Consider the following 13,230-nt stretch of genomic DNA (forward strand, 5'->3'; position numbering starts at 1 on the left):
TCTATCCCCCGGTATCGTACACGGAACCTGAACGCATCGACCATGGCCGGCCATTCCCAGTTCAAAAACATCATGCACCGCAAGGGCGCACAGGATGCCCGGCGCGCCCGCCAGTTCGCCAAGATCATCCGGGAGATCACCGTCTCGGCCCGTCAGGGCTTGCCGGACCCGGCGTCCAATCCCCGTCTGCGCGCCGCCGTCATCGCAGCGCGCCAGGCGAACATGCCGAAGGACACGGTGGACCGCGCCATCAAGAAGGCGACCGGCGCGGGCGGCGGCGACGATTACGCCGAGGTCCGGTATGAGGGCTACGGCCCGGCCGGCGTCGCCGTGATCGTCGAGGCGCTGACCGACAACCGCAACCGCACCGCGTCCGATGTGCGAGCGGCTTTCTCCAAGCACGGCGGCGCGCTGGGGGAGACCAATTCCGTCAGCTTCATGTTCAACCGCCTGGGCGTGATCCGCTACCCGGCCGCCGCGGCCTCGGCCGACGACATGCTGGAAGCCGCGATCGAGGCAGGCGCGGAGAATGTGGAAAGCGACGCCGACTGGCATGAAGTCACCTGCGCCGTCGACGATTTCTTCGCGGTGCGCGACGCCCTGGAATCGCGGTTTGGCGAACCCGAGACCGCGCGGCTGGACTGGCGTCCGACCAGCTCGGTCGCCGTGGACGAGGAACGCGCGCGCAGCCTGATGAAGCTGCTGGACGCGCTGGAGGACAATGACGACGTCCAGAACGTCTACGCCAATTTCGACATCCCCGAAGCGGTGATGGCGGCCCTGTCCGGTTGACGGCCGCTTCCGGGCCGCACCCCGTGAATTGACTGTCAGCGATAGTGCTCACCGCTGAGGTCGGACCGTACCACGGCCTCGGGCGGCGGCGGCAGGCCGGCCAGGTCGTAATGGATGCGATGGCGGGTGCGATAGGCGACGGTGGGGTTGTCCAGAAAATCCAGCCTCGCGCCCGCCCCGCGCATGTATTGCCACAGCCGGTTGTCGGTATCGGCCGCCACCGCCTGGGGAAACAGCGTCCAACCGATCAGGTGGCGGAAGGCCGGCTTCATCACCAGCAGACAGCTGGTATCGATGTGCGGCCGCCCGGTGACATGCGGGCACTTCATCATCGGCGAGCCGTCCAGCCGGTGCAGCATGCGCGCCGAAGCGCAGGCATCCAGCCCGCGTTCCTGCGCGAACCGCAGCAGCCCTTCCAGGTGGAACGGATGGTACCAATTATCGGCATCCAGAAAGGCGATGGCGTCGGCGTCCCGCGTGACCGCCCGGAAGCTGCCGATCAGACGCGGTGTATTGCCATAGTCCTGGTAGTTGCGCTGCAGGATGATGTGCGTGCCCTGAAAGTCGGCGATCTGTGCCGGTTCCGACCCGTCGCAGACCAGGATGTGATGGGCCGGGATCGACTGCCCTTTCACGCTGTCATGCGCCTGCTGCAGCCAGGCCGGATCGGCGCGGAAATAGGGCGTGACGACGCAGATGTTCATCAAGGCAGGGTTGGTCCGTCCAGGGTGTCGAGAGCGGCAGCCGCCAGGGCGGCATGGCCCAGGGTGATTTAGTCCAGGGTGATTTAGTCCAGGGTGATATGATCCGAGGTGGCATGGCCTTCAGGGTCGCACGATTCAGTATAGCATGGCGCGGCAGCGCCCGCCGCTATAACCATGCGGATCGCTGAAACGGGGGCGATTCGCGCGATGGTCAGGCTGCTGGGGATCGATCCGGGGCTGCGCTTCACCGGTTGGGGAATCATCGAGGCCGAGGGCAGCCGGCTGCGCCATGTTGCCGACGGGGTGATCGCCACCGACGGAGGCGACTCCGTGCCGCATCGATTGAGGACGCTGCATGATTTGCTGGCTGACCTGCTGGAGCGGCACCGGCCGCAGGAAGCGGCGGTCGAGGAGACCTATGTCAACCGCAATGGCTCGGCGACGCTGAAACTGGGCTATGCCCGCGGCGTGGCGCTGCTGGCGCCGGCACTGGCCGGCATTCCGGTCGCGGAATATGCGGCCAAGACGGTCAAGATGGCGGTGGTGGGCACCGGCGGCGCCGACAAGCAGCAGGTGGAGATGATGGTCCGCCGCCTGCTGCCGGGTGCGGCGCTGCGCCGGTCAGATGCGGCGGACGCACTGGCGGTGGCGATCTGCCACGCGCATCACCGGTCCTCTCGGCTGGCCTGGGGGCGGCCGCCGTCGCCGGGTGAACGCTATTGCGGCCGGGTGCCTTGAATCTGGATGCGCCGCGCGACCCGGCGGAACGGGCCGGCATCGTTCACCGCGATATGCTTGACGCAGCGGTTGTCCCAGAACGCCACCGAACCGGGTGTGTAACGGAACCGGCAGGTGAATTCCGGCCGATGCCCGTGCTCCAGCAGGTAATCCAGTAGCGGCCGGCTTTCCTCCTCGGTCATGTCCTCGAAGGCGACGCAGTGGGAATGGTTGACGAACAACGCCTTCCGCCCGGTTTCCGGATGGGTGATGACAGCGGGATGATAGGTGATCGTCTCGCGCCAGTCGGCATCCTCCCGCACCGCGGTCGATCGGGTCTTGCTGACGCCGGCCTGTGGTCCGGCCAATGCGCGATCGGTGTGCTTGACGCGCAGTCCCTCCAGCAAGGCCTGCAATCCCGGCGATAAGGTTTCATAGGCGAGGTACTGGCTGGCGAACATCGTATCGCCGCCATACGGGGGCACCTCGATCGCGTAGAACACCGCGCCCATCGGCGGCTCCGCCACCATCGTCGTGTCATGGTGCCATTTCTCACCGACGATGCGCGCGTCGCCCGGGTTGCGCACCACGTTCACCACTTCGGGATCTGCCTGCGTGCCGCGGAAATTGGGATGGATGAAGATGTCCCCGAACCGGCGCGCGAACGCCTTGTGCCTGTCGACGTCCAGGACCTGGTCGCGAAAGAAGATCACGCCATGGTCCAGCAGCGCCTGGCGGATCTCGGCGATGACGCCATCGCCCAGTTCATCCGCCAGGTTGACGCCACCGATCTCGGCGCCCAGCGCGCCGGCGATGGGTTGGATGTCGAGGAGCTGATTGCGCATGGCCCGGACGCCTCCTGTGTTTCCGGCAGGGTCCGGGGCGGGGGCAGGACTTGTCAAGCATCGGCGCGGATACTGTCCGCCCGCGCGCCGGCTATTGATCCAGGGGCGATTGATCCAGGGGCGATTGATCCAGGCATTGGACCCCGGCATGGTCTGCGCGCGATTGCGAAGCGACCGGAACCATGCCGATCAAGATCCCCAACGACCTGCCCGCGAGAACCGTGCTCGATCGCGAGCGTGTGCCCGTCATTACCGAGGATGTGGCGCTGCGCCAGGACATCCGTCCGCTGCAGATCGCGCTGCTGAACCTGATGCCGGAGAAGATCAAGACCGAGACGCAGCTGTTGCGCGTGCTGGGCGCGACGCCCCTTCAGGTCGAGATGACATTGCTGCGCCCGGCGACGCATGAGTCGAAGAATACGCCGCAGGAACACCTGACTGCATTCTACAACACATGGCAGGACGTACGGCATCGCCGTTTTGACGCGCTGATCGTCACCGGCGCGCCGGTCGAGCACCTGGCCTATGAGCAGGTGACCTATTGGCAGGAGCTGACCGAGATTCTGGATTGGACTCGGACGCATGTTTTCAGCAGCCTGTTCATCTGCTGGGGAGCGCAGGCGGCGCTGTACCATTTCCATCGATTGCCGAAATACGATGTGGGCGCCAAGCGATTCGGCGTCTTCCGCCACCGGACGGTGAAGCCGTTCGAACCGCTGACGAGCGGCTTCGACGACAATTTCTTCGTTCCGGTGTCACGGTATACGGAAGTGCGGCCTGCCGATGTCGTCGCGGTGCCGGGGCTGGAGATCCTGGTGGAGTCCGATCAAAGCGGCATCTGCCTGATTCAAGAGGCCGCCGCCCGGCGCATCTACATGTTCAATCATCTTGAATATGATGCCGAAACCTTGCTCGGCGAATATCGCCGCGACCGCGACGCGGGTCTGGAGACGGCGCTGCCGTTCAACTATTTTCCGGATGATGACCCCGATCTGGCGCCTCGCATGACCTGGCGCGCGCACCGGACCCTGTTGTTCGGGAACTGGATCAATATGGTCTACCAGGGGACGCCATATGACCTGGAGCAGCTGGCACCGGGGCGCTGAGACTTCGCGCCTAGGCAGGACGAGGCCGATGGCGACGGACGAACAGCGATCCGAAGTTCAATGCGTCGATATCAGCGGATCAAAATCAGCGGATCAAATAGGGCGTCACCACGCGGCGCCTTATCGGAAGCGATGTCGTCATCTGGGCGAAAGCCGGCGCGGACCGTTCGGCACGGGCCGCACCGGAACGCGCTTATTCGGTCTTCGCGCCGTCCGTTGAGGAGGCGGGGGCCGTCGAGGAGGCAGGGGCCGTCGAAGTCGGCTTCTTCTTCTTGCTGGAAGACTTCTTGTGCGAGCTGTGGTGGTGCGTCGTCGTCTTCGCGGGCGCATCCGTGGTCGTGGTCTGCGCCAGCACCGGCTGGCCCGCGAACAGGGCCCCCACGAGAGCAGCGGCGGTCAGGTAACGAAGTTTCATCTCAGGCTCCAATCAGGAGGGTCGGGCACATTCTGGCGCGAGGTGCACCATCCTTGGCCCACCTCAATTTTGACTTTAGCGGATCACGCCTCGGATTCGCCAGCTTGGCTCCTTCGGGGCTGCCATGTCGCCGAGAAAACACCGGCCCTGTGGCGGCAACGCCATGCTGGCGGTGCCGGAGGTGGGATGCTATCGAGCCCCCGGTGCGTGTCGGCACCTGCCAGGATCATGGTCTCGCAACACAGGCTGGGGACAGGCCGCCGTATGAACCGCCGCCACTCGCTGCTTTGCCTGATGCTCGTCGCCCTGGCGCTGTTGGGCGCCTGCCGCCGCGAGGCGCCGATCCGGCCGCTGCCGCCGATGGCGGCCCCGATGATGGCCGCCGCGCCTGGCAATTTCATGAAGATGCGCACCGAGGATGCCTCGGATCGGCGGGTCGCCTACACGCAGAGCTTCGTGCTGGAATTGCCGGGTGAGGGTGTGGAACCGGCGGTGCGCGCCGCGTCCCAGGCCGCGCTGTCGGCCGGCGGATCGATCTTGCATGCGCGGGTGGACCGCCAGCCGGACGGTTCCGTGCAGGGCTCGCTGTCCGTGCGCATCGCGCCGGACAAATACAAGGATTTCGTCGCGGTCCTCACCGCTCCCCCGGCCCGTCTGGTCAGCCAGGCCGAGAATGCCGAGGACAAGACCATCGCCTCTCTCGACATCGACAAGCGGCTGGCGGCGCAGATCACGCTGCGCGACCGGTTGACGCAGCTTCTGGCGCAGCAAGGGGCTTCGGTCGGCGATCTCGTGGCCGTCGAGAAACAGCTCGCCGAGGTGCAGGGCACGGTCGAAAGCCTGACCGCGCAGCGCGACTACCTGCGGACCATTACGGATACGGTGCGGGTGGATATCACCTATAACGGGCTGATCCAGCAGGCCGGGCCGTTTGATATCTCACCGATCCGAGCGGCCATGGACGATTTCGCGCGGATGGTGATCGCTTCGACCGGAGACATGATCGCCTGGGTGGCCTTGGCGCTGCCCTGGGTACCGCTGGGGCTGATCGGGCTGTGGCTGCTGCATCTGGTGATCCGCCGGCGTTGAGCCCGCTCAACAAGCGGCTCTCCGCCCGCCATGGTGGGAGGAAGGCGCCCGCGGTCCGCTTCGCCGCCGGCCGACGGGTTTCGCCGTTGGCCCGTCTGCGGCGCCGTCTCTTGCGGGACCCCTGGCGCGGACCCGGCCGGCATGCCTGAGCCACGGCAGCCCGGCATCTGGCCGGCCAACGGCACGGCGCTGTTGCTCAGCTTGGGGCTGCTGGCGCTGCTGATCTATTCCAGCACGCTGGTCGGACCGGCCGGCATCAATTTCGTGCCGCGCAGTCCGGCGGATGCCTGGAATGCGTTCCTGCACATGCGGTTTGTCCCGCATGGCTCCGACCAGCAGGCGGACTGGATGGGCAATCTGCTGGCCCTGGTGCCCTACGGCTTCCTGGTCGCCGCGACGCTGTGGCCGCGCCGGATCGGGTGGCTGAAGCCGTTCGCCTTTGTCGTCGCGCTGGCCTGGTGTGTCGTCACGGTGCTGGCGGTGAAATATCTCCAGCTGTTCTTCCCGCCGCGTACCGTGACGCTGAACTATGTCCTGGCGCAGTCGCTGGGCTGCCTGATCGGCTGTGCCGGCTTCGTCTTGTGGCACGAGACGGTGGGTCCCACCTTGCTGCGCCGGCGCGATCCGGTGGCCGCCCTGGTCACGCTGCTGCGGCTGTACCTGATAGCGCTGGTGGTGTTCGTGCTGATGCCGCTGGATTTCGCCCTGCAACCGGCGGACCTGGCGGCGCAGATCGCGCGCCTGCCCGAGACCCTGACGGCGGTGCCGGGCGCCGGAAGGCCCGTGGCGATCCGCGTGCTGGTGATCGTGGCGTCCGTGAGCGCCTTCGTGCCGGTGGGCATGCTGCTGGCCTTCACCAAGGTTGCCGGCCGCTACCGCGTCGGGCGCGGTACTGTCGCCGCGGTCACGCGCGGCTTCTGCCTGGCGGTGGCCCTGTTCATCCTGTCGACCCTGGTGCTGAGCGCGTCACCAGCCGCGATCGCCATCCTGTATCGGACGCTGGGCATCGCCATCGGTGCCGCGGGCCTGTCCTGGCTGGTCCGGCAGGACCTCCTCCGGGTACGAGCGAGAGCCGCGGCGACGGTGCCGTGGCTGGTGATCCCGTACCTGCTGGCATTGGCATTGGCGAACCAGCTCGTTTCCGGCGCATGGCGATCCTGGCCTGATGCCATGGCGCAGACAAATCCGCTGGGCTGGCTGCCGCTCTATGACTACTACATCGTGACCAAGGCCGAGGCGGCCAAGAACCTGGTCGGTCATGCGCTGATGTATCTGCCGGTCGGGCTGGCCGTATGGTTATGCGCCCCGCGGACCGGGCGGATGGCCCTGGCCTTTTGCCTGGGCGCGTCGCTGTCGATGCTGGTCGAGGTCGCCCGCTATCTGCGCCCGGGTCTGGAGGGCGACATCAACGCCGTGGCGGTCGGCGGGCTGGCGGCCGCGCTGGCGTTGCCGCTGCTCGATCTGGCCTGGGCCCTGCTGGCTGCGATCGCTCGCCGCTCTGCATCGGTACCGGCGCCGCGGAGCCGGGACCGGCGGGACCTCGCGCCGCCGCCGGCCGGACGAGCCGCGGGTGACGTCGAAGAATACTGACAAATATCGGCACGAACGGTCGGCATTTGCAATCTGGCGTTGCCAGTGTGTCATCCGGCGTGCCACAATTGACATAGTTCCAATCGAAGGGGGGAGGCGACCTATGGCCAGGCTCATGGCCGCTGCCGCGTTGCTGTCCGCGCTGATGCCCGGGCTCGCTAAGGCGCAGGGCGATTGTTCCACCGTCCTGACGCGGTCGGCCCTGCGTTCCATTTTTACCACTGCGGGGTCGGTTTGCGTATGCGGTGCTCCAGGCGCCAGCCGACCGAACCTGGAATGGAATGAGACCCATGTGGGTGGCGCCAGCGGCATCATCTATGAGAAGGGGATGGCCAGTTCGGGACGTGGCGATGAGGCCGGGACCTATCAGGTCGGCGGCGCGAGCGACACCGCGCCCGGCATCCTGCACTATGACTATGCTGGGGGCGGCAGCTTCAACTGGGCTGTCGACGCCAGCCCCAGCGGCACGACCTACCAGTTCTGCACCCCCGATACGCCGCACGCCCCCGCCTTCAGGGTGAATATGAAGTCGGGGATCTGCGGCGCCGACTGCTAAAGCGCGATCGCCTGAAGCCGGCGGTTGGAAGCTGTGAATCGCGCTCTTGCCGGACCGCGCCAGGCGTGGCGGGATGTCATCCGTGACCAGGCACGCTTCGCCAGAGACCGTGGCCCGCGTGGTGGCCGCGCTGGTTCCCCTGGCTGCGGCCACCTATACCGTCGTTCTCTATCCGCTCGGCCCCTGGGTATTGGGTGCGGTGCTGGCCGCGTATGCGATCCTGCTGTGGATGCGCCCTGCGGCTTTCCTGCTGATCCTGCCGATCGTGCTCCCGGCATATGACATGACCATGTGGACCGGCTGGCTGCTCATTGGCGAAGCGGACCTGTTCGTGTTGGCCACGCTGGGCATCCTGCTGCTCCGCACACCGCCCGAAGCCGGCGACCTGCCGCGCGGACCGGGCGGCTGGATCCTGGCGGCACTCGCGATGCTCTGGGCCATCGCCGTTATTGCAGGTCTGGCCTCGCCGCTCGGCGCGATGCCGTCGGACATCCCGTATCTGGAGCCGCTGAATGCGCTGCGCCTGGCGCGGAGCCTGATTGCCGCGCTGCTGCTGATGCCGTTTCTGGCGCGGCGGCAGCGCACGCACGGGGACGTGGCGCTGCGCCTGGGCCAGGGCATCGCCTGTGGCCTGGCGGTGGTGACAGCGATCGTGGCGGCGGAAAGGCTGCTATACGCCAACCTGTTGGATTTCAGCGGCGACTACCGCGTGGCTGGCCCGTTCGCCAGCATGCATGTCGGTGGCGGCCATATCGGCGCCTATGCCGCTCTCGCACTGCCATTCGCCCTGAGTCTGGGGACGCTGAGTCGGGGGACGCTGAGTCTGGGGACGCTGCGGCCGCGCATCCTGGGCATCGGCGCTGCCGTGCTGGGCCTGATGCTGGGCGTATATACGCTGGCGGCGACGCTGGCGCGCACGGCGTACCTGGCTGGCGCCGCGGGGATGGTCGCTGCGGGGTTCGCCTGGCCGCGCGGCCGCCGGAACGCATCCGTGCTGGGCAGAATCCTGGCGGCGGCCGTGGTCGTGGGCGGCCTTGCGGGCATCGTGGCCTTCACCGGCATGCGCGCTCGCTTCGCCGACAGCAGCGGCGATTTCACGACGCGCGAAGGGAACTGGCAGGCCGGACTCGCGGTCCGCGATACGGGCATCCTGCCGACACTGTTCGGGATGGGTCTCGGCAGCTACCAGCGGGCGATGCTGGTCCGGTCCCGGGTCGACCGGCCCAGCGATCTGCGCCTGCTGCCACAGGGCGCGAACACCGCGTTGGAGATCCGTGACGAGACCGCTTTCTTCCTGGGCCAGAAGATCGGGACGGATGGCGGACCGGTGCGGGTGCGGCTGCAGGCCAAGGCGGTTGACGAACCCAACATGCTTGGGGTGTCCCTGTGCGATAAGGTCCTATTGTATTCCGATCAATGCCGAGGCGGTTCCATCAACCTGCCTGTACGTGGACGGTGGGAAACGCTGGACGTGACCCTGTCCACGGCTGGATTGGGGCGTGCCGCGCTGGGGGGGCTGCTGCACCGGCTGGTCGAGTTTTCCGTGTTCATCCAGCACGGCCGCGTGGAGGTGCGGAATGTCAGTGTGACCGATGCCGCCGGCAACCAGTTGCTGGCGAATGGTGACTTCGCTCAGGGCCTGGACCGGTGGCTGTTCACCGACGACACGCATGTCGCCTGGCGCATGCTGAACGTCTATCTGATGCTGTTGTTTGAGACCGGGCTGCTCGGCGTCGCGGCGTATCTCGCGCTGGCGGGCGCGGCCTTGCTGCAGGCGCTGGCCAGTGCGCGATCCGGCATCCCCGGCGCCGCGCCGGTGGTGGGGGCGGTGACCGCGTTCCTGGTCTCCGGCCTGTTCGACGACGTGCTTGAGGCGCCACGGCTTGCCACATTGTTCTTCCTGGTATGCATCGCCGGCCTGCTGACCCGGCCGGCCGCCGATCCCTTGACACCTTCCATCGGCTGACCGTTGATCGCGTCCCGAACGTGGTGACAACAGCGTGGGCCGGAGCCCATGCCGGGGCGGAGACGAGATGACCCAGAAGAGCAAGCTGCGCGCAAGTTTCGCCGATGCGGTGGCGGATATACAGGACGGTGCAACGATCGCATTTGGCGGTTTCGCCATGCCAGGCACGCCGTTCAATCTGATCAAGGCGTTGATGGAGCAGGGGGCGAAGCGGCTGACGCTGGTCGCCAATACGACAGGGGGCGCCCAGCAGCCGCGCATGCCGGATATTGGCATGCTGGTGGAAAACGGGCAGGTGGCGAAGGTGATCTGTGCCTTCACCGCGGCGACGCGGCCGACCGACGTGCTGCCGTTCACCAAATATTACGAATCCGGAGAGGTGGACGCCGAGCTGGTGCCACAAGGTACGCTGGCGGAGCGGATGCGCGCGGCGGGTGCCGGTATCCCGGCCTTCTACACACCGACGGCGGTCGGCACCGAACTGGCCAACGGGCGTGAGACGCGCGTGATCAACGGCCGGGAGTACCTGCTGGAATACGCACTCCCGCTCGATTACGCGTTCATCCGAGCGAAAACGGCCGATGTGCTGGGGAATCTCCGATTTCATCGTTCGCAACGAAATTTCAATCCCGTGATGGCGACCGCGGCGCGCTGCACGATCGCGGAAATCGACGACCCGATCCTGCCGGCGGGGGCCATCGATCCCGACGATGTTCATACACCGGGCATCTACGTCCATCGTCTGGTGCAGGTGCCTCCCGCACCCGAGGGTATATGGCCGGCCAAGCGCCAGGCGAGGGGGAGATAGGCGGCATGAGCGAAAGCAAGACCAAGGGCCTGACGCGCCAGCAGATGGCGGACCGCGTGGCGCGCGAGTTCCAGGACGGCTGGATCGTGAACCTGGGCGTCGGTATCCCCACCATGTGCTCCAACACCGATATCGGTGACCGGGACATCACCTATCATTCCGAGAACGGCGTGATCGGCTATGGTCCCGTCGCCCCCGAGGGAGAAGAGGATCTGAACCTGGTCAATGCCGGCGGCCAGAACGTGACACTGAGGCCGGGCGCGGCCGTGGTACACCATGCGGACAGTTTCGGCGTGATTCGCGGCGGTCATATCGATGCGACGGTGATGGGCGCCTATCAGGTTTCGATGGGCGGCGATTTCGCCAACTGGAAGCTGGCCGGCCAGAAGGGCGGTGGCATCGGCGGCGCGATGGATCTGGCGGCCTGCGCCAGGCGCGTCTTCATCATACTGGAGCATGTTACGCGCAAGAACGAACCTCGATTGGTGGAGGCGTGTGACCTGCCGGTGACGGCTCGCGGTGTCGTAACCCTGGTGATGACCAATTACGGCCTGTTTGAGCCGACTGGATCGGGCTTCCTGCTGCGCGAGATCGCCCCTGGACTGACAGTGGAGGAGGTGAGATCCGTGACCGGTGGAACGCTGACGGTTGCCGACGGGCTGAAGGAGATCGCGTCGGGGTGACGGGCGGACGAGCATTCTCGCGCGAACCGGGGTGGCCGGCCCCGAAGGGCCGGCCGTTCCCCTAACGCTGCCTGATGATGATCTTGACTTTGACGGTCGCGATCACCACAATCAGCGCCAGGAAGACGAGATGCGTTACCATCTGATCCTCCGGTTTGAACGGCTGGCAGGCCCGTCCTGCCAGCCGTTTCATTTTGTCCGTCAGATGTGAAGAAAGCGTTTACACCCCGGCTACACGCGTTCGCGGTCGAACTCCGGTCGTGCCCCCCTGCCATAAACTTTCAGCGCGCCCTTCTCGCCCACCGCGTTCGGGCGCTGAAAGATCCAGTTCTGCCATGTGCTCAGGCGGCCGAAGATCCGGGTCATCATCGTTTCTTTTCCATTGAAACGAAGATTGGCTTCCAGGCCGCTGAGCGCGTCGGGGTTCATGGCGACACGTTCCTCGATGGCGATGCGGGTTTCATCCGCCCAGTCGATGTCATCGGGGTTGCTGGTCACCAATCCCAGCATGAATGCTTCATCGGCGCTGAACAGGCGCCCCGTCTCGGCGCGCATGGTCTGCAGCATGGCACCATCGTCATAGAAGCGGCGTTGCAGACGGCTTTGTCCGGTGACCGTCGGATAAAGCCCGAAATTCACCTCTGTCAGTGCAATCCGCGGCGTTTTCGTTTCGTCGTCGGGCAGCGCCAGGTGAAAGGACCGATCGCAGGCCAGCGCCAGCTCCAGCAGCGAGCCGACGAAGCAGGATCCTTCCTCGATCAGGGCGAACAGGCTGCGCGACGTCACGTCCAGGCGGCTGAACGTACGGCGCAGATAGCCAACGGTCTCGCGTACCGGCCAGGTCTCCCGGTAGGCCAGAAGAATCTCGTCCAGCGCCAGCACCGCCCGGGGGTCGCCTTGCGTCTTCAGCAACCAGACGCCGATGTCCAGCTCGTTCGTGCGCATCCACAGGATGGCGTCCTCCAATTCCCGCGAGAGTGTCAGCGGATACCAGTTGGCGCCGGCGGCCAGGATCGATTCCGGATCGTCCGGCTGCACATCGGACGGACCTTGCACCAGGAACGTCGCGACGCGTGCCGATCGATCGATCGATACGGTAACAGCCTGATATCGCAACGCATCCGGTTCCACCGATCGCGCCAGAGGCGTCAGGGCGACCGGTTTCGCGGCAGTCGGGCGCACGCTGTCGGCCGCGAGTTCCCTGGCCAGCTCCGCCGTTTTCGCGGCGAACTGCGCGGGTTTCGCGATGTCATCCACCAGTCGCCAGTCCTTCGCTTTCTTGCCGCGCACGCCCTCGCTCATGGTACAGAACACATCCGCCAGGTCGGGGCGGACATGTCGCTTGTCGGTGACGCGCGTCAGGCCGCCGGTGCCGGGCAACACCCCCAGAAGCGGCACTTCCGGCAGGCTGACCGCGCTGCTGCGGTCATCCACCAGCAGGATGCGGTCACAGGCCAGGGCCAGCTCATAGCCGCCGCCAGCGCAGGATCCGTTGACGGCGGCCAGGAATTTCAGGCCGTCATGGCGCGATGAATCCTCCAGCCCGTTGCGCGTCTCATTGGTGAACTTGCAGAAATTGACCTTCCACGCATGGCTGGACACGCCCAGCATGTAGATATTGGCACCGGAACAAAAGACGCGGTCGCGGGCGCTGGTGATCACGACGGTCCTGACCGCGGGATGCTCGAACCGGATGCGGTTGATGGCGTCGTGCAATTCGATATCGACGCCCAGGTCGTAGCTGTTCAGCTTCAGTTTGTAGCCGGGACGCAGGCCGGCTTCTTCGTCGAACGCGGCCGACAGGGTGGCGATCGGGCCGTCGACGGCCAGGGTCCAGTGCCGATAACGCGTCGGGTCCGTCTGATAGTCGACCGGAGGGGGATGGGTCATCCTGGGAATCCTCGAAACGGCGGCGGGGGCGCGTATTCTGCGTCTCGGGCCGGGTGGCCGGCAACGGCA

General features: G+C 66.1%; 14 protein-coding genes. 9 read left to right on the forward strand and 5 right to left on the reverse strand.

Annotated features, from left to right (window positions below; all coding sequences use genetic code 11):
- Nucleotides 1–42: 42 nt before the first annotated feature.
- Entirely contained in the window at nt 43–792 is a 750-nt protein-coding gene (locus VHC04_RS11475) for a YebC/PmpR family DNA-binding transcriptional regulator (RefSeq protein WP_325681207.1), read from the forward strand.
- 35 nt (nt 793–827) lie between these two features.
- Here VHC04_RS11475 and VHC04_RS11480 read toward each other — a convergent pair whose 3' ends face one another.
- The gene (locus VHC04_RS11480; RefSeq protein WP_325681209.1) at nt 828–1,496 is read right to left on the reverse strand and encodes a glycosyltransferase family 2 protein; all 669 of its coding nucleotides are present in this window, start codon (nt 1,494–1,496) and stop codon (nt 828–830) included.
- Nucleotides 1,497–1,703: 207 nt separating this feature from the next.
- Here VHC04_RS11480 and ruvC point away from each other — a divergent pair, with 207 nt between their 5' ends.
- Nucleotides 1,704–2,234 (forward strand): crossover junction endodeoxyribonuclease RuvC, encoded by a 531-nt coding sequence (gene ruvC, locus VHC04_RS11485; RefSeq protein ID WP_325681361.1) that lies wholly within the window; start codon nt 1,704–1,706, stop codon nt 2,232–2,234.
- On the opposite strand, the gene VHC04_RS11490 is transcribed toward ruvC, so the two are convergent.
- On the reverse strand, nt 2,213–3,058 hold the full coding sequence (locus VHC04_RS11490) for a TauD/TfdA dioxygenase family protein (protein WP_325681211.1): 846 nt from the start codon (nt 3,056–3,058) through the stop codon (nt 2,213–2,215). The genes ruvC and VHC04_RS11490 overlap by 22 nt on opposite strands.
- Before the next feature lie 182 nt (nt 3,059–3,240).
- Here VHC04_RS11490 and VHC04_RS11495 point away from each other — a divergent pair, with 182 nt between their 5' ends.
- Entirely contained in the window at nt 3,241–4,164 is a 924-nt protein-coding gene (locus VHC04_RS11495; protein ID WP_325681213.1) for a homoserine O-succinyltransferase, read from the forward strand.
- Between the two features lie 193 nt (nt 4,165–4,357).
- On the opposite strand, the gene VHC04_RS11500 is transcribed toward VHC04_RS11495, so the two are convergent.
- The gene (locus VHC04_RS11500; protein ID WP_325681215.1) at nt 4,358–4,579 is read right to left on the reverse strand and encodes a hypothetical protein; all 222 of its coding nucleotides are present in this window, start codon (nt 4,577–4,579) and stop codon (nt 4,358–4,360) included.
- A 264-nt stretch (nt 4,580–4,843) separates the two neighbouring features.
- On the opposite strand from VHC04_RS11500, the gene VHC04_RS11505 reads away from it, so the two are divergent.
- From VHC04_RS11505 to VHC04_RS11530, 6 genes are all read left to right on the forward strand, one after another.
- Nucleotides 4,844–5,668, forward strand: coding sequence for a DUF4349 domain-containing protein (locus VHC04_RS11505; RefSeq protein ID WP_325681217.1), 825 nt, complete (start codon nt 4,844–4,846; stop codon nt 5,666–5,668).
- Between the two features lie 141 nt (nt 5,669–5,809).
- Nucleotides 5,810–7,258, forward strand: a complete 1,449-nt coding sequence (locus VHC04_RS11510; protein ID WP_325681218.1) for a VanZ family protein — start codon at nt 5,810–5,812, stop codon at nt 7,256–7,258.
- A gap of 292 nt (nt 7,259–7,550) precedes the next feature.
- Nucleotides 7,551–7,814: a hypothetical protein gene (locus tag VHC04_RS11515; RefSeq protein WP_325681220.1), complete on the forward strand. Its 264-nt coding sequence runs from the start codon at nt 7,551–7,553 to the stop codon at nt 7,812–7,814.
- A gap of 82 nt (nt 7,815–7,896) precedes the next feature.
- A complete protein-coding gene (locus VHC04_RS11520) occupies nt 7,897–9,780 on the forward strand; it encodes a hypothetical protein (RefSeq protein ID WP_325681222.1) in 1,884 nt (627 codons plus the stop codon).
- Between the two features lie 67 nt (nt 9,781–9,847).
- Nucleotides 9,848–10,588, forward strand: coding sequence for a CoA transferase subunit A (locus tag VHC04_RS11525; RefSeq protein WP_325681224.1), 741 nt, complete (start codon nt 9,848–9,850; stop codon nt 10,586–10,588).
- Nucleotides 10,589–10,593: 5 nt separating this feature from the next.
- Nucleotides 10,594–11,271: a 3-oxoacid CoA-transferase subunit B gene (locus VHC04_RS11530; protein WP_325681226.1), complete on the forward strand. Its 678-nt coding sequence runs from the start codon at nt 10,594–10,596 to the stop codon at nt 11,269–11,271.
- Nucleotides 11,272–11,332: 61 nt separating this feature from the next.
- Here VHC04_RS11530 and VHC04_RS11535 read toward each other — a convergent pair whose 3' ends face one another.
- Both VHC04_RS11535 and boxC read right to left on the reverse strand, forming a co-directional pair.
- Complete coding sequence (locus VHC04_RS11535; RefSeq protein WP_325681228.1) at nt 11,333–11,464, reverse strand: hypothetical protein; 132 nt, start codon at nt 11,462–11,464, stop codon at nt 11,333–11,335.
- Between the two features lie 38 nt (nt 11,465–11,502).
- Nucleotides 11,503–13,161, reverse strand: a complete 1,659-nt coding sequence (gene boxC, locus VHC04_RS11540) for a 2,3-epoxybenzoyl-CoA dihydrolase (protein WP_325681230.1) — start codon at nt 13,159–13,161, stop codon at nt 11,503–11,505.
- Between the last annotated feature and the right edge of the window lie 69 nt (nt 13,162–13,230).

This window comes from Rhodopila sp. (genome assembly GCF_035548095.1).
Taxonomy (GTDB): domain Bacteria; phylum Pseudomonadota; class Alphaproteobacteria; order Acetobacterales; family Acetobacteraceae; genus Rhodopila.

Bases quoted from the DNA above. Each gene is read 5' to 3' on its own strand.
- VHC04_RS11475 (WP_325681207.1), top strand. From the start codon at position 43: ATGGCCGGCCATTCCCAGTTCAAAAACATCATGCACCGCAAGGGCGCA.
- VHC04_RS11480 (WP_325681209.1), bottom strand. From the start codon at position 1,496: ATGAACATCTGCGTCGTCACGCCCTATTTCCGCGCCGATCCGGCCTGG.
- ruvC (WP_325681361.1), top strand. From the start codon at position 1,704: ATGGTCAGGCTGCTGGGGATCGATCCGGGGCTGCGCTTCACCGGTTGG.
- VHC04_RS11490 (WP_325681211.1), bottom strand. From the start codon at position 3,058: ATGCGCAATCAGCTCCTCGACATCCAACCCATCGCCGGCGCGCTGGGC.
- VHC04_RS11495 (WP_325681213.1), top strand. From the start codon at position 3,241: ATGCCGATCAAGATCCCCAACGACCTGCCCGCGAGAACCGTGCTCGAT.
- VHC04_RS11500 (WP_325681215.1), bottom strand. From the start codon at position 4,579: ATGAAACTTCGTTACCTGACCGCCGCTGCTCTCGTGGGGGCCCTGTTC.
- VHC04_RS11505 (WP_325681217.1), top strand. From the start codon at position 4,844: ATGAACCGCCGCCACTCGCTGCTTTGCCTGATGCTCGTCGCCCTGGCG.
- VHC04_RS11510 (WP_325681218.1), top strand. From the start codon at position 5,810: ATGCCTGAGCCACGGCAGCCCGGCATCTGGCCGGCCAACGGCACGGCG.
- VHC04_RS11525 (WP_325681224.1), top strand. From the start codon at position 9,848: ATGACCCAGAAGAGCAAGCTGCGCGCAAGTTTCGCCGATGCGGTGGCG.
- VHC04_RS11530 (WP_325681226.1), top strand. From the start codon at position 10,594: ATGAGCGAAAGCAAGACCAAGGGCCTGACGCGCCAGCAGATGGCGGAC.
- VHC04_RS11535 (WP_325681228.1), bottom strand. From the start codon at position 11,464: ATGAAACGGCTGGCAGGACGGGCCTGCCAGCCGTTCAAACCGGAGGAT.
- boxC (WP_325681230.1), bottom strand. From the start codon at position 13,161: ATGACCCATCCCCCTCCGGTCGACTATCAGACGGACCCGACGCGTTAT.